17 protein-coding genes are annotated in these 21,195 nt (G+C 61.1%); 9 read left to right on the forward strand and 8 right to left on the reverse strand.

All coding sequences use genetic code 11. From position 1 onward, the window contains the following. Window positions 1-13: 13 nt before the first annotated feature. The gene (locus JJB74_RS02670; protein ID WP_234483584.1) at window positions 14-1,297 is read left to right on the forward strand and encodes an O-antigen ligase family protein; all 1,284 of its coding nucleotides are present in this window, start codon (window positions 14-16) and stop codon (window positions 1,295-1,297) included. Between the two features lie 18 nt (window positions 1,298-1,315). On the opposite strand, the gene JJB74_RS02675 is transcribed toward JJB74_RS02670, so the two are convergent. The 7 genes from JJB74_RS02675 to JJB74_RS02705 form a co-directional block, all read right to left on the reverse strand. Beyond that, window positions 1,316-2,440, reverse strand: coding sequence for a glycosyltransferase family 9 protein (locus JJB74_RS02675; RefSeq protein ID WP_200590263.1), 1,125 nt, complete (start codon window positions 2,438-2,440; stop codon window positions 1,316-1,318). Between the two features lie 75 nt (window positions 2,441-2,515). Next, window positions 2,516-3,505 (reverse strand): glycosyltransferase family 8 protein, encoded by a 990-nt coding sequence (locus tag JJB74_RS02680; RefSeq protein WP_200590264.1) that lies wholly within the window; start codon window positions 3,503-3,505, stop codon window positions 2,516-2,518. 168 nt (window positions 3,506-3,673) lie between these two features. Further along, a complete protein-coding gene (gene fliS, locus JJB74_RS02685; RefSeq protein WP_200590265.1) occupies window positions 3,674-4,144 on the reverse strand; it encodes a flagellar export chaperone FliS in 471 nt (156 codons plus the stop codon). A gap of 220 nt (window positions 4,145-4,364) precedes the next feature. Continuing rightward, window positions 4,365-4,706, reverse strand: a complete 342-nt coding sequence (locus tag JJB74_RS02690) for a flagellar protein FliT (protein ID WP_200590266.1) — start codon at window positions 4,704-4,706, stop codon at window positions 4,365-4,367. Between the two features lie 5 nt (window positions 4,707-4,711). Then, window positions 4,712-6,718: a flagellar filament capping protein FliD gene (gene fliD, locus JJB74_RS02695; RefSeq protein ID WP_200590267.1), complete on the reverse strand. Its 2,007-nt coding sequence runs from the start codon at window positions 6,716-6,718 to the stop codon at window positions 4,712-4,714. A gap of 13 nt (window positions 6,719-6,731) precedes the next feature. Then, complete coding sequence (locus tag JJB74_RS02700; RefSeq protein ID WP_234483586.1) at window positions 6,732-7,121, reverse strand: flagellar protein FlaG; 390 nt, start codon at window positions 7,119-7,121, stop codon at window positions 6,732-6,734. Between the two features lie 101 nt (window positions 7,122-7,222). Then, complete coding sequence (locus tag JJB74_RS02705; RefSeq protein ID WP_200590268.1) at window positions 7,223-8,695, reverse strand: flagellin N-terminal helical domain-containing protein; 1,473 nt, start codon at window positions 8,693-8,695, stop codon at window positions 7,223-7,225. Window positions 8,696-9,014: 319 nt separating this feature from the next. Here JJB74_RS02705 and JJB74_RS02710 point away from each other — a divergent pair, with 319 nt between their 5' ends. From JJB74_RS02710 to JJB74_RS02740, 7 genes are all read left to right on the forward strand, one after another. Beyond that, the gene (locus JJB74_RS02710; RefSeq protein ID WP_200590269.1) at window positions 9,015-10,283 is read left to right on the forward strand and encodes an HlyC/CorC family transporter; all 1,269 of its coding nucleotides are present in this window, start codon (window positions 9,015-9,017) and stop codon (window positions 10,281-10,283) included. A gap of 157 nt (window positions 10,284-10,440) precedes the next feature. After that, window positions 10,441-12,168 (forward strand): type IV-A pilus assembly ATPase PilB, encoded by a 1,728-nt coding sequence (pilB, locus tag JJB74_RS02715; protein ID WP_200590270.1) that lies wholly within the window; start codon window positions 10,441-10,443, stop codon window positions 12,166-12,168. Between the two features lie 12 nt (window positions 12,169-12,180). After that, window positions 12,181-13,401: a type II secretion system F family protein gene (locus tag JJB74_RS02720; RefSeq protein WP_200590271.1), complete on the forward strand. Its 1,221-nt coding sequence runs from the start codon at window positions 12,181-12,183 to the stop codon at window positions 13,399-13,401. Between the two features lie 447 nt (window positions 13,402-13,848). Continuing rightward, window positions 13,849-15,693, forward strand: a complete 1,845-nt coding sequence (locus JJB74_RS02725) for a tetratricopeptide repeat protein (RefSeq protein WP_234483596.1) — start codon at window positions 13,849-13,851, stop codon at window positions 15,691-15,693. Between the two features lie 262 nt (window positions 15,694-15,955). After that, on the forward strand, window positions 15,956-16,381 hold the full coding sequence (locus tag JJB74_RS02730; RefSeq protein WP_200590273.1) for a nuclear transport factor 2 family protein: 426 nt from the start codon (window positions 15,956-15,958) through the stop codon (window positions 16,379-16,381). Continuing rightward, window positions 16,378-17,013: a methylamine utilization protein gene (locus JJB74_RS02735; protein WP_234483609.1), complete on the forward strand. Its 636-nt coding sequence runs from the start codon at window positions 16,378-16,380 to the stop codon at window positions 17,011-17,013. Before JJB74_RS02730 ends, JJB74_RS02735 begins: the two co-directional genes overlap by 4 nt. Before the next feature lie 2 nt (window positions 17,014-17,015). Then, window positions 17,016-19,337, forward strand: a complete 2,322-nt coding sequence (locus JJB74_RS02740) for a putative bifunctional diguanylate cyclase/phosphodiesterase (RefSeq protein ID WP_200590274.1) — start codon at window positions 17,016-17,018, stop codon at window positions 19,335-19,337. A 556-nt stretch (window positions 19,338-19,893) separates the two neighbouring features. Here the strand turns inward: JJB74_RS02740 and JJB74_RS02745 are convergent. Then, window positions 19,894-20,352, reverse strand: a complete 459-nt coding sequence (locus JJB74_RS02745; protein WP_325170075.1) for a pilin — start codon at window positions 20,350-20,352, stop codon at window positions 19,894-19,896. A 363-nt stretch (window positions 20,353-20,715) separates the two neighbouring features. On the opposite strand from JJB74_RS02745, the gene JJB74_RS33870 reads away from it, so the two are divergent. Further along, complete coding sequence (locus JJB74_RS33870; RefSeq protein ID WP_325170076.1) at window positions 20,716-21,186, forward strand: tetratricopeptide repeat protein; 471 nt, start codon at window positions 20,716-20,718, stop codon at window positions 21,184-21,186. Window positions 21,187-21,195 lie beyond the last annotated feature (9 nt).

Below are 21,195 nucleotides of genomic sequence, written 5' to 3' on the forward strand. Positions count from 1 at the left end.
CCCTGTGCCGGGCATGCCTGCCCAGGCGAGCCGCTCGAAGATCACCAGAGAAAGAACAGGAACAGACTTGCGTTACCTACAAGCGCTCATCGCAGCTTCACTCATCGCATTCTTTGCGTTTGCGCTTATCATCGACCGTGCAGCCGGCGTCCTGTATGGCGCGCTGATTTTGACCAGCCTTGCCGCTCTGCTCAGCCGCAGCAAGCCAGAGAATCTCTCCTTCACTGAACTGTTGCGGTGCTATTGGCCGCTGATCCTTGCGCTGGCCGCGCCGCTTTTTGCTGTGTTGGCCAATGAGATGTCGCGCGGCCATTTCTCGGGCAGAAATATGGACGCGCCTCTGCGCCTGGCTCTGTTTCCCCTGGCGCTGTGGGCAGTATGGCTGTTGCCTATCGCTCGCCTGCGACAACTGCAATGGGCTTTCGTCGCTGGAGCCGTACTGTCCGCGATCAAGATCTATCTGCTATCGCATAACGGTCAGGATCGCTATGTGACGGATTTCATTCCAATCACAATCTTCATCGAGATGGGCATGCTGCTCGGCGTGTATGCGCTGCTTTCCATCGCATGGAATGCCCGTGGAAACACGCTCTCGATCGCATTGAAGCTGGTGGCGGCGATTGCAATCCTCTACGGCAGCTATATTTCCCAGTCGCGCGGAGCCTGGGTAACGATTCCGCTGTTCGCCGCGATAGCGCTCGTTGCCTGCAATTCGATGAAGACAAAGACAAAGCTCGCGATCGCCGCGGCTTTGGTCGTGACGATCGCGCTGGCGGGCGGCAATGCAACCAAGCTTCGTGAGCGTGTGGAAGTCGCGCGCAACGATATCCAGCAATATCTCCAGAAGAGCAATGTCGATACATCAATCGGCATCCGTTTCCAGTTGTGGCGCGGCTCGATGGTGATCTTCAGCGAGCATCCGATTTTCGGCGTCGGCGTGGATCGATACCGCGATGCCCTAAAGGACCTCGCTGCGCGCAAAATCATTTCTCCAACGGCATCCACTTATGCGCATTCCCATAATGAGATGCTCTTTGCGATGGCGAGGCTGGGTTTGGTAGGCCTGGCCGCGATGTTGGCGCTGCTGCTGGTTCCTGCGACCTATTTCGCGCGTGACCTGCGCCATGCGGACGGGCAGGTCCGCGCCTCGGCCTGCATGGGGCTTTCGCTGTGCACGGGCCTTCTGTTGCTTGGCTTCACCGACGTGGTGTTCCTTTGGTGGGAAGTCTTTCCGTTTTATTCCCTCAGCATCGCAAGCTTCATTGCGTTCGCCGCCAAACGCAAGGCCAAGGCTTGAAGGCGGCGGTAAGGCCGCTCAGCGCGCGGCCGCAAGCGCATTCATCACCGCAGCAACCGGTATCTCCTTGACCCAGTCGCTGCGCTTGGCCGCAGTAATCACGATGCTGTTTTCACGGTCTATCGGCGCCCATTCCGGGTTCTTTTGCCGCATCAGCGCAATCACCGGCACGCCGACCGCATTTGCCAGGTGCATCACCGCCGTCTCCACCGAAATGATCAGATCGCATTGCTTGAGCAACGCCGGCAACTGGAAGAAATTTTCCTGGGCCGAGAAGATACGTGTGCGTTCCAGCCGCTGATGCTCGATGGCATTGCGCGCTTCCTCGAGCCGCTCGGGCACCGCGTTGACGATGAAGCAGGCATCGCGCCAGGAAGGTTGCGCGCGCATCTCACGGATCAGCGCAGCGACCTTTTCAAGCGGCCAGCAGCGCTTGACGGTCTTCGCATACGGATTGATGAACACCAGCGTTGCGCCTTCGGGAAATTCCCACTGCCGCAATTGCTCATGCGCCGCGGCGATCCATGGCGCCGGAATATCGACGAAAGGCTGCCGCCCGGCCGGCGGCAATTCCAGTCCGAACAATTGCCGGAACCAGCCGCCATACACATCGGTGATATGCGCCTCAGGCATGCCCGGCGGCGCGTCCGGTGAAATCGCCGCATCCAGCTTGCGGTACGCAGGCAGATGATGCAGCTGCGTCAGCTTGGTCCGCGGCTTCATGCCAGCGACGAATCCATTCGGACTGATCTCGCGCGCGAGGCCAGCATAGAAATGCGGTCTCAGCGTCGCCAGGGATACCACGAGCGGATAAGCCTCGCGCTGCGCTTCGGCGATGGACTCCTGGAACAGTTCCGGACTGTAGGTGCGCCGATAGACTTTCTCGAAGAATGGACAGGCTTCGACCCAGTCATACAGCGCATAGGATTTCAGGAACTTCCATTCCTCGCGCTTGCTGGTGCGCCGCACCTCGTCCACCCACAGATGAATCTGCAGGCCCGGATGCGCCTGGGCGAATGCCTTGAAGAAGTTCTGCAGATAGGTGTAGTCGCCCAAGGCAAGATGAGCAATGAAGAGCATCTTGCCGCCGCTGGCAAGCAGCTCGGCCGGGACTGCGAATGGAGTGCTGGAGCTATCGTTCATGCTGATTCATGTGCTTGCATGGCTGCTGCGCCGGGGGAAGGCATCGGAAGGATGGCTGGATGTCGCTGCACCGTTTCAACCGGTGGCGCGCGCTCGACTGCGTTTTTTCGCCAGATAGCGCCAATACCATGCGAGCGAATTACCGAACTCGCGACGCTGGAACAGAAAACGCGAATACATGCGCATTTCCTTGTAGTTCTGTGGCGCGGCTTCAAGCGGCAAATCGCCCCACGGCGACATCGCATGATACGTGCGGAACAGCTCCGTCGCCTCATGCCCCGTCCACAGGCTCCATGGCTTGACCGATCCGGCGAAATGGATGAACACCGCTTCGCCCTGCAGGCTCAGCTTGCGCCGGTCCCGTTCCAGGTCCGCGACAAGGCCGTAGATATGGTTCCACTTGTTATCAAGGAACAGCGTCCTGTCTTCAAGCGCCAGGTTCAGTGCGTCCTGGTCCTGAAAGCGCAGATCTTCCCTGTCGCTGGACAGCACCTCGACCGCCTTTTCCGAAATGCCAGCTGCCATCCATGCCGCCACATCGACGAGCATCATGCCGGCGTTGAAATACAGCTTGCTGCGCATGTCCAGGGCTTTCGTGCGGCGAGCCATCGTCACCGGCGCATCGGGCACCGCAGCCACGACCTTGCCGGCAAGGTCGAGGGTGCGCAGCTCGTCCACATTGCCCACGCAGAGTATGTCTGCGTCCAGGTACACGACTCTGTCGGCGACGCCGGCCAGAACCTTGGGTACCACCAGCCGGGTGAAGGTGGCTGCGGAATAGTAGGACGACTTGATGAAGTGGTGAAATTCGCGGAACTGCTCGGGGTCGATCACATGGATCATGGTGCCCACGCCGAAGCGCTGTTCCAGCTGCGCTACCCGGCGCCGGTTCTCGTCGGAGATCGAGAAGACGAACACATGAAACACGAAGTGTGCGCCGGCATTGTTGGCCATGATCGACGCGATGGTCGCGCCCATGCGCGGCACATAGCGATCATCAACACAGAACGCGACATGCAGAATGGCCGACCTTGCGCCGGAAGCAGTGTTCGAAGGATTTTCCATGGGGCTCAGTTTTGCATATCCTCGTGGGGCAGGCGTGGATCGCCGCCAAGGTCCGAGGCCCCATGCCAGGCGCGAAAAAGAACGGCTGGCGTCAAGGCGGCACACGGACGAAAGGCACGGATTTTACCCGCACCGCGGTCCGCGTGGAAACCTTGCGCCCGCGCGGGCTCAGGCGTAGCTCTGCGCCGCCATGCGCGCGGCGGGACTGGCCGGCGCGGGCGCTGCCGCCTGGGCCTTGTCCGGATCAATTTGCAGCCAGGCGTCGCGCAGCTCGGTGAGCAGGCGCTGCGCTTCGAGCAGATGCTCGGGCTCGTTGTGCAGATTCCCCTGCAACATTCGGCCTTCGATGTACAGGTAGAGCGCGTCCAGGCTCTGCGCGATCTCCCCGCCCACGTCCTTGTTCAGACTCGCTCGCAAACCTTCGCCGACGATGGTGACGGCACGCGAAATGGCGCGCCCCTTCGCAGCGACATTGCCGTTGCGCATTTCATTGAGTCCGGTGGAAATCTGCGCGAGCGCGCCGTCGAACAGCATGACGATCAGACGATGCGGGCTGGCGAATCCCACGCCGGTTTCCACACCCAGCGTTGCGTAGGCGCTGGCACCTTTATTAGCCGAACCGAAAGCTGAACCAAACATTGGCATCCTCTGAAAAACCGTGCGCCATAACCACTATGGCAAGCGCGTTGTTGGCTGCGATCTGTGCGCGCCGCGCTGTTGCAACCATGATTTCCTTAACGGCAGCTTCGGGTTTTTCTGTAGTAAAAAAATGCAAGGATTGCTTGCGGAAAAGGCATCGGGGCGACGTTCATCAGCGTGGCGCCGGCGTTTGCGATACCAGCCCCTGCATCATTGCCTGCTAGCGCGGACCCTGTCCGCCATAGGCGTTCGCAAGCTTTCTCGACGAGCCGGCGCTGCGCAATTGCACAGCGATTTCTTCGCGCCACGGCGCAAGCAGGCGCTGCGCCTCGCGCTGATTGGAGAGAGTTTGCAGGATCAGTGCTTCGATGCGCTCGGGCGCGGCCCATTGCGCGCGCTGCGCTGCATCGAAAGCCTGCAGCCGCGCCAGGAGCGCTGCTTCACCCGCGTTGAGCGCGGCGAAACTCTCCCAATCGCGCTCGCGGCAAACACGCAGCATGTCAAGGCTCAGCTCGGCGAGCTGCTGGTAAATGGCGCACAGGCCGGATGAATCACCGCTCATGGTGCTCAACTACTGCTCGAATTCGCCTTGATCGCGGCGAGTTGCTGCGTCAGGTAGGTGCTGGTCGCGGTAAGGCCGCTGAGCTGCGTGTCGAGCGCATTGAATTGTGCGCGCAGCGCCGTTTCCCTGAGAGTCAGCCTTTGACTCATGGCATCCTCCTGCTTCTGCACCGCCTTGATCGCCGCATTGATGCCCTTGGTGTGTGCGCTGATGCTGCCATCGGTATCAAGGACTCCGGCGATCAGGTCATCCAGCTGGCTGGCATAGCCCTTCGCATAGCGGATGGTTCCGCGATCGCCGATCGCGCCGCCCGTCACCAGCATGGAAAGTCCTTCCGATGCGTCGCCATTGGCGCCGGTGAGCTTCTGCCCGCTGCCGGACGCAGCCATGCCATTGATCGTGCCGGCCACATCGACGCCGTCGCTGGCTACAGGACTCGCGCCCACCAGGTTGGCCGCAGCGGTGCCGGCAAGCGTGATCTTCGACGCCGAGCCGTAGCGGTTCGAGGTGAAGCTGAGAACATTGCTGCTGTCCGCGCTCACCGCCACGCCGGAATCGGAAAATGCGCTGTTGCCATTGATTTGCGACTCGATTTGCAGCGCCAATGCGCTTGCGGTCTGGTAGTCGCCAGGCTTGAGCGTGATCGTCGCGCTGTTGCCGTCCAGGTTCACCGTCAGGCTGTCGTTGACGCCTGCGGTGATCGTGGTGCTGCCCAGAGCCGAACTTCCGACGAGACTGCCCTGTGTCGCCAGTCGGGAGACGCTGACCGCATAAGTGCCCGCCTTGGTGGCAGGAGTCGCATCCTGATAACTGACCAGTGCGTCGCTGGCATTGCCGGCCACGGCGAACAGGCTCGCCACATCATTGAAATTGGACGTCAGCGCCTTGTTCAGCTTGGCCGAGTCCAGCGCCAGCGTCCCATCCTTCTGGAAGCTCACGCCGATGTCGGCGAGCCGGCTGTACGCTCCGCCGCCCGCGACCACGTTGGACAGCATGCTGCGCATGCGTGTCTGCAGGTTGCGCACCGTAGAGTCGCCGTTGAGCACAGCGGCGGTCTTGGTTTCCGCATTGTAGGAAGTCGCGTCGGTCAGGGTCTTGCTGGCGGCATTGTAGGCGTCGACGAATTTCTTTACTGCCGAGCTTGCCGATGCGGTGTCGCGCGCCACGCTCAATGTCGTCGGGCTGCCAGCATTGGTCTTGGTCAGGTCCAGCGTCACGCCATCGATGAGGTCGGTCACATGGTTCGACGGCTTCGTCACCGCCAGGCCATCGATGCTGAACTTCGCATCCTGCGCCGCGATGGTCTGCTGCATCGCCTGGCTGCCAGCCGGGTCCTGCGACAGCAGGCTTGACAAGGCCGCATCGCCCGACACCGAGATCTTCATGCTCGACGCCGCGCCGGTGGCGCTGTTGGTCAGCACCAGCCGGTTCGGCGCGGCGCTGCCATCGTTGACGATGGAGGCGGTCACGCCCATGCCGGCGGCATTGATGGCATCGCGTATGCCGGACAGCGTCGCATGCGTGCTGTCGATGGTGACGCTCTTGCTGCCGCTGCCGCTGGACGCGAAGGAGGCGCCGGTGTACTTGCCGGTGGACGCGTCGAGACTGCCGCCGCTGACGGTGCCGAAATCGAAGGTGATGGTGCCGGTGCCGATGGCGGCGCTGGTGCTCGCCTGCCCGGCCGAGACCAGCTTCTGTGCCTGCGCGAGCTGCGTGACTTCGAGCGCGTAGCTGCCCGGCGCGGCGCTGGAGCTGGCGCTGGCCGTCATCACGGCGCTGTCGCCCACCGTGGCCTTCACTGCCTGGAAGCTCTTGACGTCGGTCAGTCCGTCGAGCGCTGACTGGAAGCTGGACAACGCGCTCTTGACCTGGCCAAGCGCCGAGACTTGCGACTGGTAGGTCGCTTCCTTCTTTTGCAGCAGCGTCAGCGGCTGACTTTCCTGCGTCATCAATTGCGACACCAGGCTGTTGACATCCAGTCCGGAGCCGATGCCCGGCGACGAGATTCCCATGGGGCCTCCGCTTTCAGGCCTCTGTCTTCAACAGATGGCCCTGCAGGTTTTCAATGTCCTTGGCAAGGGCCAAGGCTTCCTTGGTCGGATACTGGCGCAGCACCGTGTTGGTCTCGGTATCGACCAGCTTGACGACGGTGCGACCGCTGTCGGCATCGATGCTGAACTCGATGTTGTTGGAGAAGGTCTTGAGGAAGGTATTGATCGCATCGACCGATCCCTTCAATTCCTTCTTCTGCGCTTCGCTGGAGGAAGCTGTGTCTCCAGACACGCCGGATGTTGGCTTTGCCACAGCGGCAGTCTGCGCGGCTGGCGCGGATTGCGCAGCCTGCGCATCGAGATTGGCTTTCTGCAACGACTGCATGGCACTGGCGGCGGAATTGCCGACCGAACTGACATTCATGATGCACTCTCCCTGGTAAAGACAAAGCGGAAAACAGTCGCCTGTTTTCCGCCTTGTTCAAGCGATCGTCTCTTTGGACTGCGGCAATCGCCCTTGCGGCATCAGCGCAGCAGCGACATCACGCTGTTCGGCAGCTGGTTGGCCTGCGCCAGCATCGCGGTGCCCGCCTGTTGCAGGATCTGGTTGCGGGTCATGTTTGCGGACTCCGAAGCGAAGTCGGTGTCCTGGATGCGGCTGCGGGAGGCGCTCAGGTTCTCCGACGAGGCCTGCAGGTTGCTGATCGTCGAGGTGAAGCGGTTCTGCAGTGCGCCCAGTGCGGCGCGGTTGTTGTTGATCGACTGCAGCGCCGAGTCGATCACGTCGAGCGCATTGTTGGCGCCGGAAGCGGTCGAGACGTCGATGGCGGCGACCGAGGACAGCGAGCTGGCGGCCGAGGTGCCGCTGATCAGCGTGCTGGTGGCATCGGTGGAGGTGACGGTGAAGCCGTTGGACGACTTGAAGGACACTGAGCCGCCGACGGTAGCCGCATCGCCTACGGAGCCAGCCGCGGCCAGGGTGACCTGGGTGCCCGAAGCGCCCTGCACTTTCGCGCCGGTGGTGCCGGAGACGCCGACGAGCTTGATGTCAGCGCCGTCGGAGTTCGTCAGTTTCAGGTTGCCCGAGGAGTCGGCCACGGCGGAGATGTTGGTCGACGAGCTTTGCGAGTTGATCGATGCGGCCAGGCTCGACAGGTCGTTGCTGTTGGAAACCGTGCCCGTGATGTTGACCGTGGTGCCGTTGCTGCCGGTCAGCTTGAAGCTGACCGAACCGGTGCCGACGTTCGACAGCGTGGCGTCGGTTTTCGCCGTGGCGCTGACGCCGGTCGATGAGGAACTGGCATTGATGCTTGCGGCAATGGTTTGTGCCGAATCACCCGCAGCGACCGAGACCGTGCTCGTGGTGCCGTTGCCGCCGATGGTCAGGGTTTGAGAAGCCGTGTTGTTCGCTGCCGCGGTGGCAGCCGTCGTGCCTGCCTTGGCCGCGGTGATGGAAGTGGCGCTGGCGTTGGTACTGACCGAGTAGTTGCCCAGGTCGGTCGCCTTGGCGCTGGCAATCGAGAAGCCCACGGTCTGGTTCGCGTTGGCGCCGACCTGGAACTGGATGTTGCCCATGCTGCCGTCCAGGATGTTCTGGCCGTTGAACTGGGTCGTGGTCGCGGTGCGGTTGATTTCCTGTGCCAGCTGGCTGACTTCCTTCTGCAGCGCGGCGCGGTCGGACGACGAGTTCGAGCCGTTGGCTGCCTGCACCGACAGGTCACGCATGCGCTGCAGCATGTCGCTGGTGGTGGAGAGGCCGCCTTCTGCGGTCTGGGTCATCGAGATCGCGTCGTTCGCATTGCGCGATGCCTGGTTCAAACCGTTGATCTGCGAGGTCATGCGGTTGGAGATCGCCAGGCCGGCGGCGTCATCCTTGGCGCTGTTGATGCGCAGTCCCGAGGACAGGCGCTGCAGCGAAGTCTGCAGCGAGGTTTGCGAAGAACTCAGATTGCGCTGGGCGTTCAGGGAAGCAATATTGGTATTGATTACGGAAGACATTCCAATCTCCTAGTTGACTCGTTACGTTAGGGTTTGGCCTTTTCTGGCCCTCCCCCGCAGCGCGTTTTTCGCAATCGCCGGGAGGCATGATTGCTTTACGGACAGTCCTGAAAAACCTTGAGAGATTTTTTGAAAAAAATTGCCATAAGATTTCCATCCGCATATCTGCCATAGTCAGCCGGCCGTCGGCACGCTCGTTCGGGCTGCGGTTTGTGTACGGCGCGGCCCTTGGTATACTGCGGCAACCCTGATGATATTCAGACAAGATCAATAACCCACCGCCGGCGCCCCGCCCGGCATTCCTTCCCTCGGTGATGCATTGGATGCCGTTCCTTTGTGGGCGCAATTTGCCGCGCTGGCAATACTGATTTTTCTGTCCGCATTCTTTGCCATGACGGAAACCGCGTTGATGGCGGCCAACCGGCACCGTCTGCGCCACCTTGCGCGCCGCGGCAGCCGCAGCGCCGCCGCCGCGCTCTGGCTGCTGGAGCGTACTGATCGCCTGCTGTCGCTGGTGCTCATCGGCAGCACCCTGGCCAATGCGCTTGCCACCGCGCTGGCCACGCTGATTGCCTTCAACCTCTTCGGCGGCCAGGAAATCAAGCTGGTCATTACCGTGGCTGCGGTGTCGCTGCTGTTGATCGTGTTCGCACAGATTTCACCAAAGGTGGTTGGTGCCGCCCATCCGGAACGCATTGCGCTGGCCACCAGCCTGCTGCTGCGGGCACTGATGACGCTGGCGCAGCCGCTGATCTGGGTGATGCACCTGCTGGTGACCAGTCTGATGTGGCTGCTGCGCATACGCGCGGGCGATGTCGACGCCAGACTGTCCACCGAAGAGCTGCGCATGATGGTGCTGGAAAGTGGCAGCTTCATTCCGGGCAAGCATCGCAGCATCCTTTTGAACCTGTTCGAACTGGAAAAGATTGCCGTCGATGATGTGATGACGCCGCGCGCGCACATCGAAGCGCTGAACCTGGCCATGCCGGTCGAAGAGATCCGGCACCAGCTGACCACCTGCTATCACAACCAGTTGCCGGTGCACGAAGGCGAGATCAACGACATCATCGGCATCCTCCATGTGCGCAAGGCAATGGCGCTCCTGGCTGAGGAAGACCTGGCTGCCGAAGATTTCCGCGCGCTGCTGTCGGCGCCCTATTTCATTCCGCCGGACACCGATGTCTTCGCCCAGCTGCAGTATTTCCAGGAAAACCATGAGCGGCTGGCGATCATCGTTGATGAGTATGGCGAGGTACAGGGTCTGGTCACGCTGGACGACATCATCGAGGAAATGGTTGGCGAATTCACCACGCCGGCCCCGGGCGCGGCACGCGCCGATGCGCCCGGCTGGGATGCCAACGGAGAATGCCTGGTCGAAGGCTCGGCGCTGCTGCGCGATCTGAACAAGCGACTCGCCCTGGATTTCCCGCTCGACGGACCGAAGACCATCAATGGACTGCTGCTGGAATATCTGCAGGACATACCGGAAGCGCATGTCAGCGTGCGCTTGGCCGGTTGCGTCATCGAAATCATCCAGGCCCAGAACCAGGCAATCAAGGTCGTCAAGCTGATTCGCCCGGGAAAATAAAAGTTTCTGTACGTAAACTGTAGCAGGCAGGTATCATTCCAGCCGCCCGGCGCTTCGAAAGCGCCACGAAATCGGCCCGCGCGGTTTACAAAAATGATGCTCATGGGCATCATCTGTGGCGACCACTTCCCCACGCAGAGCTATTCCCGACGATCCCATGGCGGCGACATCACCCAATACAGTCTCGAGCACGCCGGTTTCCGGCCTGGCACGATCGCTGCTGGCGGCCGGACGGATTTCGGCCGAACAGGCGGAAACCTGCAGTCGCAAGGCGCAGGCGGAAAAGGTGTCGCAGATCGATGTGCTATTGCAGGAAAAGGCCATCGATTCGAAAAGCCTGGCAGCGTTCTGTTCCGAAACCTTCGGCTACCCTCTTCTCGACTTCTCCGCTGTCAATCCGGCAACGCTGCCGGAAAAGGCAATCGATCCGAAACTGATGCAAAGCCTGCGCGTCATTGCGTTGGCCCGGCGCGGCAACCGTTTGTCCGTGGCGCTATCGGATCCGACCAACAGCGCCGCGCTCGAGCAGATCAAGTTCCAGACCGAACTCACCGTCGAGCCGGTGATCGTCGATCATCAGCAATTGCTGCGCATAGTCGAGCGACTTGACCAGGATGCGAACCAGAATCTGCAGGAACTGATCGGCGACGATCTCGAGGGCGTTGATCTTTCCGAGGAAGAGCCGTCGCCGGGCGACGGCGCAGCCACGGCGGAAATTGACGATGCGCCGGTGGTGCGCTTCCTGCAGAAGATCCTGATCGATGCAATCAACATGGGCGCATCGGACCTGCACTTCGAGCCCTTCGAAAAGTATTACCAGATCCGTTTTCGCGTCGACGGCGTGCTGCGCGAAGTAGCGCAGCCGCCGCTGGCGATCAAGGAAAAGCTGGCTTCGCGCATCAAGGTGATCTCGAAGCTGGATATCTCCGAGAAACGGGTGCCGCAGGACGGCCGCATGAAGCTGGCCCTGTCGAAAACGCGCTCGATCGACTTCCGCGTCTCGACACTGCCCACGCTGCACGGCGAGAAGATCGTCATGCGTATCCTGGACGCGACCCAGGCTCAGCTCGGCATCGATGCGCTCGGTTACGACCCGGATCAGAAGGCGCTGCTGATGGACGCCATCCAGCGCCCGTACGGCATGGTGCTCGTGACCGGCCCGACCGGTTCGGGCAAGACGGTGTCGCTGTACACCTGCCTGAACATTTTGAATCAGCCCGGCATCAACATTTCCACCGCCGAAGACCCGGCCGAGATCAACCTGCCCGGCATCAACCAGGTCAACGTGAATGAACGCGCCGGCCTGACCTTTCCGATCGCGCTGAAAGCCTTTCTGCGCCAGGATCCAGACATCATCATGGTCGGCGAGATCCGCGACCTCGAAACCGCGGACATTGCGATCAAGGCCGCCCAGACCGGCCACATGGTGTTTTCCACACTGCACACCAACGACGCGCCATCGACGCTGACGCGCCTGATGAACATGGGCGTGGCGCCGTTCAACATCGCCTCGTCGGTGATCATGATCACCGCGCAGCGCCTGGCGCGCCGGCTGTGCAGCTGCAAGCAACCGACCGAGATCCCCGAAGAGGCGCTGCTGGAAGCCGGCTTTCGCGAAGAAGAAATCGACGGCGCCTGGGTGCCCTACCGCGCCGTCGGCTGCGAGCGCTGCAGCGGCAGCGGCTACAAGGGGCGCGTCGGCATCTATCAGGTGATGCCGATTTCCGAAGCGATCGAAAAAATCATTCTGTCGCACGGCACTGCGCTGGAAATCGAAGCCCAGGCCCGGCGCGACGGTGTACGCACGCTGCGCGAGGCCGGCTTGGCCAAGGTGATGCAGGGACTCACCAGCCTGGAAGAAGTGCTGGGCTGCACGAACTCATAAAGGAAAACCGCCATGGCAAGCGCAATCGCCGCCAACAATGTGAAGGAAACGCTGTACGCCTGGGAAGGCAAGGACCGCAGCGGCAAGCTGGTGCGCGGCGAATTGCGCGCCTCCGGCGAAAACATGGTGAATGTCACGCTGCGCCGCCAGGGCATTCTGGTCACCAAGGTCAAGAAGCGCTCGCTGCGCGGCGGCAAGAAGGTCAGCGAGAAGGACATTACCCTGTTCACCCGCCAGCTGGCGACGATGATGAAGGCCGGCGTGCCGCTGCTGCAATCCTTCGACATCCTCTCCAAGGGAGCCGGCAATCCGGCGATGGCCAGACTGATCCAGGACATACGCGGCGATGTGGAAACCGGCACCAGCCTGAATCAGGCCTTCCGCAAGTTTCCGCTGCACTTCGATCCGCTGTTCTGCAATCTGGTCGGTGCCGGCGAACAGGCCGGCATCCTGGAAGAGCTGCTTACCCGACTGGCGGTCTACAAGGAAAAGACGCTGGCGATCAAGGGCAAGATCAAGTCGGCGATGTTCTATCCGGTCTCGATTCTCGCGGTTGCCTTCATCGTCACCGCGGTGATCATGATCTGGGTGGTGCCGGCCTTCAAGACCGTGTTCACCAGCTTTGGCGCCGATCTGCCGGCGCCGACGCTGCTGGTGATGGCGATCTCCGACTTCTTCGTCGCGAACTGGTATTTCATCTTCGGTGGCATCGGTGGTGCGCTGTATCTGTTCTTCCAGTCCTGGCGGCGCTCGGTGACCATGCAGCGCCGCATGGATAAGCTGCTGCTGAAACTGCCGATCTTCGGTGCAGTCATTCGTAAAGCATCGATCGCCCGCTGGAGCCGCACGCTGGCAACCATGTTTTCGGCCGGCGTGCCGCTGGTGGAATCGCTGGATTCGGTTGGCGGCGCTTCCGGCAACGCGGTCTATCAGGATGCCACGCGCAAGATCCAGGCCGACGTCAGCACCGGCACCAGCCTGACGGTGGCGATGCAGAGCGCCAATGTGTTTCCGATGATGGTCACCCAGATGGTTGCCATTGGCGAGGAATCCGGCGCGCTGGACGCAATGCTGGGCAAGGTCGCCGACTTCTATGAAGAGGAAGTCGATGAAGCGGTGGAATCTCTGTCCAGCCTGATGGAGCCGCTGATCATGGTGATTCTTGGCGTGCTCATCGGCGGCCTGGTCGTGGCGATGTATCTGCCTATCTTCAAGCTGGGCTCGGTGGTGTGACTTTTGCCCGCGCCTGCCGTGTCCTGACGACGTCGGCGGGATCGGAGGTCTTTGGCTACCTCGATTCAAGGCGGAGTGACCGCTTCCGGAAAGCGGTCATTCAATCGATACCGAGTCAGCAACGTCCCCATTCCGAGAATCAGATCGTGCATGCGGCTTCGCATTGAAGCTGCGCTTTCGGTCCCAGGCAAGGATCGATGCCTCAGTAGACACGCTATGGACGCTAGCCAGCACACTGCAAGCGATGATGCCTGATGCGAATAGGCGCGTCCTGTTGAGCACTGACAGGCACTGCTTGTGTTGGTGATCAGGAATATTTCGGGGCAGTCTTCAGGAACAGGGATCGCTGGCAGTCTGCGGCCTTGACGCTCCTGAAATTGCCATTCTTTTTCTCATATATCCGCATTGAACACCTTTGCACATCCAATGCGTCTGGAAGGAGTCCACTTGTCACAGTTAGCGCGCCGCATGCAGTATGGGTTGCTGCTCCTGCCCCTGGTCATTGTCCTGGCCGTGTACTGGCCGATATTGAATTACGGGAAAGTCTGGGACGACTGGTTGCTGCTTGGGGAATTCGGACATTACAAGGAACCCGCATTGTGGTGGCGCTTCCTCGCCAACCCCCTGCCCTTCTCGGAAAACTATTTCCGCCCGCTGGTTGTTTTCTCCTTCATTCTCGAAGGGTATTTCGGGCTCACCGATTCCTTTTCCCACCTGCTGAACATCCTCATTCACGGCGCCAACAGCGCGCTGTTGATTCTCCTTGCCGAAAGGATGTGGCCCAAAGGGCAGGATGCGCGTTTGAACCGCATCGTCGCAACGGGAGTCGGCATTGTTTATGCGCTGCATCCGGCAATGTCGGAAGGCACCATCTGGATTGCCGGCCGTTTCGATCTTCTTGTTACGACCTTCATTCTGCTGGCACTGCTCGCCGACAGCGCGGTGCGTTCGGCGCCGCAACGTGCATTCATCGTAGGTCTTTGCTTCTTCGCGGCGCTGCTGTGCAAGGAAATGGCAATCACTCTGCCGATTCTTCTGGTGTTGCTCCATGCGGCGAGATCGACGCAAACCGGGATTCACTATCTGTTCACGCGTGAACGGCTGCAAGTTTATGCGGCGCTTCTGCTTGCCTTGGCCGCGTATGCCTGTGTGCGCTATGCGTCGCTTGGATACTTCCTGACGTCCGAGCCGGAAATGGCCTTCCTGCAGCTTGGCACGACGCTGCAGCGCATGCTGTTGATCGGCGCGGCGCTGTGGGGTTATCTCTGCACCATGCTGATGCCGCTTTCCGGGATCGCGCCCCTGCACTACACCAGTCTGCCTATCCCGGTGTCCGACATGTCCGCGTGGCTGGGTTTGTTCCTGCTGGCGTTCATCATTGGGCTCGGTCTCCTTCTCGCGCGACGTCAAGCGTGGCGCTTGCCCATCCTTTGTCTGGGCGCGGCTTTGGTGAGCCTTCTGCCCGTGTTGCACATCACCGCCGTCCCAATGCTGCTCGGAAACACCCTGACAGCGGACCGCGCTACGATGGTGCCCATCCTCTTCCTGTCGCTGGCCATAGGCGGCGCGATTGTCATGCACGCCAATCGCAACGGCTTTGCCCTGGCCGGACTTGTTGCCGCAGTATGGATGATCCTTTCGGTCTTCATCATTCGGGCGATCCTGCCGCTATGGTCCAGTGATCTGGTGTTGTGGCATTGGCTGTCTACCGATAATCCTGCATGTTCGATGTGCCATACCAACTATGGAAGGCATCTCATCTATGGCCTGAGTCCGGAAATGGGTCTGAAAGAGGCTGATCTTGGTCTTGCTCGCGCCCAGCAGCCCTGGCAGCTTGCAACAGCCCATGATGTGCGGTCCAGGGCTTTGGCAAAGCTCGGCCGCAATGACGAGGCGATTGCCGCAGCCACCGCGGCTTTCGATGCCGAACCGGTTCAGAAGCAGAAGGCGCAATTTCTCGTGCAGCGTATTTCACTTCTGACCAAGGCCGGAAGATACGACGAGGCCAGCGCCGATCTCGGCAAGGCGCTGGCACTGAAAGGGCCGAGCGATCACACGCTCATAGGACTGCTCGGTGACCTCGCGCTGGCGACTGACCGGCCCGACATCGCCCGCAACCTGTACAAGCAGGCGTTCGAGTTCTCGACACCTACCATTCGCTCCGCCAAGCTCGCCAGTGCGGACGACCCGGTGAAGTGGCAGCGCCTGGGAGACCTGTTCGCGGCGCAGCATGCCACTGCCGATGCAGAAGCGGCATACAAGGAAGCGCGCAGGCTTGGCAAAGCCAATTGAGCAGGTAGGGGCGATGACACCCCTTCGCGCAACTTTGATGACTCCAGCCCCGGCACTGTTTGCGACGAAGTGGGAGGTGGCGCGTCCTGCGCAGTATTTTTCACGCGCAATGTCCCGCTTAAATTATTTCCATGTATCATCATTTAACATTTCGTGCCGATAATCGATTCACAGGTCGAACACAGACACGCAGCAGGCTTTACGCAAAAAGGACACCAAGGGACGCGCCGCGATGATGGGAAAGATAGGGAAATACAGCTTGATGATGGCCATGGCAGTGCTGCCGTACTGCATGGGCCATGGCGCAATCGCTGGAGCACTGGATGAAGCGAAGGCGCGCGCTCACCTTGATGCCGTCGCGGAGGGCAACCTTGATGCGCTGATGCAGGATTACACCGACGACGCCTACATGGAATGGGTGGGCGGCCCACTCGACGGACGCTACCGGGGCAAGGATGCCATCCGTTCCGTATGGCAGCGCTTCATCGCGATCAATGCCGGCAAGCCGCGGCCGGCGCATTTTGGCAAGGTATCCGCCTTCACCAACCCCAAGGGCACATCGCTGCAGTCCGGGGCCGAATATGGCGGCGCACTGCCGCTGAAGGTTTGGCACGTGCTCACTTACCGGGATGGCGAGCTCAGCACCGAGATCTGGCAGATCGCCCCTGCGCTGCAGATCGACCAATGATGCGCGGCACCGCCGCGCGCATGGCGCTGTTGTTCGTGCTGGCGGGGAGCGCCAAGGCCGCCACGGTCGATGCGCTGGTGCTCGATCCGAAGGGCCAGCCCGTGCCGGATGCGGCGGTGGTGCTTTATCCGCTTGCGCCAGCCGCGCACAAGCCGCGTCTGCCCGCGACCATCGAGCAGCGCGGCAGCGAATTCATCCCCTACGTCACCGTGGTGCAGACCGGAACCGCCGTCGAATTTCCGAATAACGACAGCATCAAGCATCACGCCTATTCGTTTTCGGCGGCGAAGCGATTCGAGATCAAGCTGTATGCGGGCAAGCCAGGCCAGCCGGTCATCTTCGACAAGCCCGGCGAGGTCGTCATCGGCTGCAATATCCATGACTGGATGGAGGCCCATGTCCTGGTGGTGGACTCGCCGTACTTCGCCAGGACGGCGCCCAACGGCAGCGCGGCGATTGCCAATGTCCCTGCCGGGCGCTATCGGCTACAGCTGTGGCACCCGCAGCAAAAGGCCGGGCAAGCGCCGAGCGAGGTGGACATCGGCCCCTCTCCCGCGCGCATCACGATGAAGCTTGATGTGAAACCACGCGAGCGCAAACCACGGGCCGAGACTGACCCGGATCGCTATTGATCATGGTATTGACGTCCCTTCAGCGCCGCATCGCCGTGGTCTTTGTCGGCCTATTGGTGCTGGTCATGGGCCTGATCCTTGCCCTGGTTCATACCAGCAGCAAGGGAATCGTGAGCAGCGAAGCCAGGCGCGAACTAGCGGTCGGCACCAAGGTGTTTCGCAAGCTGCTCGAACAGAACCAGCGCCAGCTGGAGACGGCGGCCACCGTGCTGTCGGCCGATTTCGCGTTTCGCGAAGCCATCGCCACGCAGGATCAGCCCACGATGCGCTCGGTCATCCGCAATCACGGCAACCGCATTCATGCGCAAGTCATGATGGTTGCCAACCCCGAAGGCAGTCTGCTCGCCACGACCCAGCGCGAGAGCGCCACCGGAGCGCCCTTCCCCTTTCCCGACCTGCTTGCGGCTGCGGAGTCGGCCGGCAAGAGCGCCGGCTTCCGGCAAATGCGCAATGGACAGCTTTACCAGGTGGTGGTGGTGCCCATCATGGCGCCGCAGCGCATCGCGTGGGTAGCCATGGGTTTCCATGTCGATAGCCGCTGGGCGCAGGACCTCGCCGAAGTCACCGGGCTTGCCGTGCACGTGGTGCGCAACGATGCCGGCCAGCCGGCATTGCTGGCTTCCTCGACTCCCGAAAACAGCACTGCCGGCATGGAACAGGCCTTGCGCTCCGGCAGCGAACTGCAGCAAATCGGTAGGGCCCTGTATCAGATCGCGCAAGTGCCGCTGGGCGGCGATATCGAGGCAGTGCTGGAGCTGCCGGTGGCGCAGGTCCAGGCGCCTTTCGACTTCCTGCAAGGCACGCTGCTCATCGTGGTTGGCGCGGGCATCCTTGTGTTCGCGCTGGGAAGCGCCATGCTGGCGCGCAGAATCGTCAAACCGCTCAATGCGCTGTCGACAGCGGCACGCCGTGTCGCAATGGGCGATTACGCGCAGCCTCTGCCATCGCTGCCGCCGGATGAAATCGGCCAACTCGCAGCGAGTTTCGAACACATGCGCGAAGGAATCGCCAGCCGCGAAGAGCGCATCATCCGGCTGGCCTATGTCGACAACCTGACGGAGCTTGCCAACCGCACCAGCTTCGAAGAAGCGTTCGCGCAGCTGCCTGCGGGCTCATCCGGAGCGATAGCGGTATTGAACATCCACCGCTTTGCGCTGATCAACAATGCGCTTGGCTATCCCATCGGCGACCGCCTGCTGCATGCGCTCGGCGCTCGGCTTTCGCAACTGCTCACACCGGACGACATGCTTGCAAGATTGTGGGGCGACCAGTTTGCCTTCCTGCTCAGGCATGCCGACAGCGATGCGGCACGGACCTTCGCAAGCGCGGTCCTCGCGACATTGATCGACCCACTCACGCTGGACGGCCAGCGTCTGGACATGGGCGGCAGCATCGGTATTGCGCGCTATCCGCAGGATGGTTCGGATGCCGGGACGGTGCTGCGTCGCGCCGAACTGGCGATGACCGAGGCCAAGCGCCGTCATTGCGGCATTGCGTTTGCAGCCGACATCGGGACCGGTCCCGCGCATGAACAGCTATCGCTGATCGGCGAAATGCGCGAGGCGATGGCCAATGGTGAGTTTGTCGTGTTCTATCAGCCCAAGCTGGCATTGCGCAGCGGACGCATTGTCGCGGCCGAAGCGCTGCTGCGGTGGAATCACCCGGAACGCGGCATGATTGCGCCGTCGCGCTTCATTCCCTTCGCGGAGCAGACCGGCTTCATCCGCGAGATCACGCCCTGGCTGCTCGATGCGGTGATCCAACAGCTCGCCCTGTGGCAGGGTGCGGGCCTGGATATCGCCGTCTCCGCCAACCTTTCGGCGCTGGACCTGCTCGATGCCGGCTTGAGCGGCCGCGTGTCCGGATTGCTGAAGCGCCATGGCGTTGCGGCCGAAAGGCTATGCCTGGAAATCACGGAAAGCGCGCTGATGGACGATCCCGCGCTGGCGCTGGAACATCTTGCCGAACTGGCGGCGCTGGGCATCAAGCTGTCCATCGATGACTACGGCGTCGGCCAGGCATCGCTCACGTATCTGAAAAGTCTGCCGGTCAATGAACTCAAGCTGGACCGCAGCTTCATCACGGCCATTGCCGAGTCGCCGAAGGATAGCGCCATCGTGCTATCCACCATCATGCTCAGCCATGCGCTGGGGCTGAGCGTCGTTGCCGAAGGCGTGGAAACGCCGGCCGACCTGCATTGGCTGATGGAACACGGCTGCGATATCGCGCAGGGGTACGGAATCGCCCGGCCGATGCCGGCGCAGCAATTGCCCGGGTGGATCGCTTCGTACAGCGCAGAGGCTGTGCTCGCATCGACCAGCTGATCAGGGCATGGCCTGACTTGGCAATCCCTTGGAGGGAGCTGCCAGGGTGCATTCCGGAATGGCTGGATACTTCCAAGCCGGCATCAGCTCTGGGTGTTGCGCTGCATTCCCTTTCAGCTTCTCAAGGCACGGGTGCTCATGGTGCGCGTATTCACACTCCAGCTCCGTCTTCCGGAATGCATACCGCCCGGAAGGTGAAATCGATTCATCGGAAAAAAAGAAGAATGCAAGCCCGATGCTTCAGGATATGAAACCGGGAAAGGCAGCAGGATAGGCCTGCGTGAAGGTATTGCACGGTGCGCACCGAGGCCCTTTCGCTGCCATCCGCGAGACAAGGCGGTAATGGCCGTGCGCTGATGCCGCCATGCATGGACAAGAGTGTCGAAACAGGAATGGCCCAGCGGCGAATTGAATTGGTGTGCCATGCGGCCGCTGGCTCCGGAGTGCATCCGCATCGGGAGCCGTTGCTGCCCACGGAATCTGCCAGCGGAAACCAGAAATGAAAAAGGCACCCGAAGGTGCCTGGTACTGCGCTTGCTGTGAAATCGGGAAGCGATTATTTGCAGAGGTTTGCAGCGATACAGGTACTGGTCGACTTGGTGCTCCAGCTCACTTTGCCGGCGGCAAGTGCAGGTTGCAGGATGTAGGTTTCGCCAGACAGGCCATTGACCGGGGTGCCGCTGGCGCCAACTGCCGTAGCGGTGATCACGCCATCCGCGGTGGCGACGCTTGCCACGTTACCGGAAGCGGTCGAGATATCGGCCGGAACGCCAGCGCTGCCGCCGGTGCAACCGGTCAGGCTGTTCTGGTCTTGCGCGCACAGTTCAACGGCGACTTTTGCTGCGGAGGTCGACAGCACGACTTCACTGAACTTCGCCTTCTTCGTGTATTGCTGATACGCCGGCAGCGCAACAGCTGCCAGGATGCCGATGATCGCAACAACGATCATCAATTCGATCAGGGTGAAGCCTTGTTGTGCTTGCTGTTTCATTTGCTTGATTTGAGCGTATTTCATGATCTTCCTTCCGGGTGAGTGAGCCTGTTAAGTTCGGTACCGCTGCATTCTCTAGAGCAACTGTTGTGCCAGGGAAATGTAGTGCCCGAATTGAACTAAAAATTGCTTTTTATTCATGCATGAATGTCCGGAACAGGTGTTCACGCCACTACTGACTACCCCTTCGGCCTAGTCAGCAGCCACTGACAATGAATTGCAGTCGCCAGAATGAGCACACGCGCAGGCTATGCAGCGCATCAAGAACGCACGCGGCGATCGTGCGCCCTGCCGGTGCCGAGGAGGTGTAACCGGGTCACTTGCCATCCCCCTGTCTTAGTCAGGTAGACTGTTCGATCAACGATCATTCTTTCCATCGGACTCACCGTGAACTTCATCAGCATTGCCTCCGCCATCACTCTTACTGAATGGAGCGACAGCACCTTCCGCCGCCGCGTCGCGGATGGATCCCTGACGCGCTCGATGGAAAGCGGGGGCAGCGGCCGGGTCATGGTCGACTTCGCCTCGATCCGGCCGCATGCCTGCATTCCGCTTGCACCGGAAGACATCGCCCTCATCGCCGCGGCCGACGCCGGCAACAATGCCGCGCAGAGCGAGCTTGCCTTGCTGTTTCTGCAACACGGCAAGCCGCGCAGCGCGCTGTACTGGCTGGAACTGGCTGCCAAGGGCGGCAGCGCCGATGCGATGCACTGGCTCGGACGCTGCTATCTGGAAGGCAATGGCATGCTCAAGGACGAGAATCTCGGAATGATGTGGCTGGCCAAGGCAGCGGCCGAGGGACACGCGATCTCGCGCGGGATGATGGAAGCGATGCGCGCGCGCTTCTGCGCAGCGTGAACGCTTGTT

The organism is Noviherbaspirillum pedocola (assembly GCF_016632335.1).
In the GTDB taxonomy this organism is placed as follows: Bacteria; Pseudomonadota; Gammaproteobacteria; order Burkholderiales; family Burkholderiaceae_D; genus Noviherbaspirillum_A; species Noviherbaspirillum_A pedocola.

Coding starts and splice junctions, on each gene's coding strand:
- JJB74_RS02670 (WP_234483584.1), top strand. CDS start 14: ATGCCTGCCCAGGCGAGCCGCTCGAAGATCACCAGAGAAAGAACAGGA.
- JJB74_RS02675 (WP_200590263.1), bottom strand. CDS start 2,440: ATGAACGATAGCTCCAGCACTCCATTCGCAGTCCCGGCCGAGCTGCTT.
- JJB74_RS02680 (WP_200590264.1), bottom strand. CDS start 3,505: ATGGAAAATCCTTCGAACACTGCTTCCGGCGCAAGGTCGGCCATTCTG.
- fliS (WP_200590265.1), bottom strand. CDS start 4,144: ATGTTTGGTTCAGCTTTCGGTTCGGCTAATAAAGGTGCCAGCGCCTAC.
- JJB74_RS02690 (WP_200590266.1), bottom strand. CDS start 4,706: ATGAGCGGTGATTCATCCGGCCTGTGCGCCATTTACCAGCAGCTCGCC.
- fliD (WP_200590267.1), bottom strand. CDS start 6,718: ATGGGAATCTCGTCGCCGGGCATCGGCTCCGGACTGGATGTCAACAGC.
- JJB74_RS02700 (WP_234483586.1), bottom strand. CDS start 7,121: ATGAATGTCAGTTCGGTCGGCAATTCCGCCGCCAGTGCCATGCAGTCG.
- JJB74_RS02705 (WP_200590268.1), bottom strand. CDS start 8,695: ATGTCTTCCGTAATCAATACCAATATTGCTTCCCTGAACGCCCAGCGC.
- pilB (WP_200590270.1), top strand. CDS start 10,441: ATGGCGGCGACATCACCCAATACAGTCTCGAGCACGCCGGTTTCCGGC.
- JJB74_RS02720 (WP_200590271.1), top strand. CDS start 12,181: ATGGCAAGCGCAATCGCCGCCAACAATGTGAAGGAAACGCTGTACGCC.
- JJB74_RS02730 (WP_200590273.1), top strand. CDS start 15,956: ATGATGGCCATGGCAGTGCTGCCGTACTGCATGGGCCATGGCGCAATC.
- JJB74_RS02735 (WP_234483609.1), top strand. CDS start 16,378: ATGATGCGCGGCACCGCCGCGCGCATGGCGCTGTTGTTCGTGCTGGCG.
- JJB74_RS02740 (WP_200590274.1), top strand. CDS start 17,016: ATGGTATTGACGTCCCTTCAGCGCCGCATCGCCGTGGTCTTTGTCGGC.
- JJB74_RS02745 (WP_325170075.1), bottom strand. CDS start 20,352: ATGAAATACGCTCAAATCAAGCAAATGAAACAGCAAGCACAACAAGGC.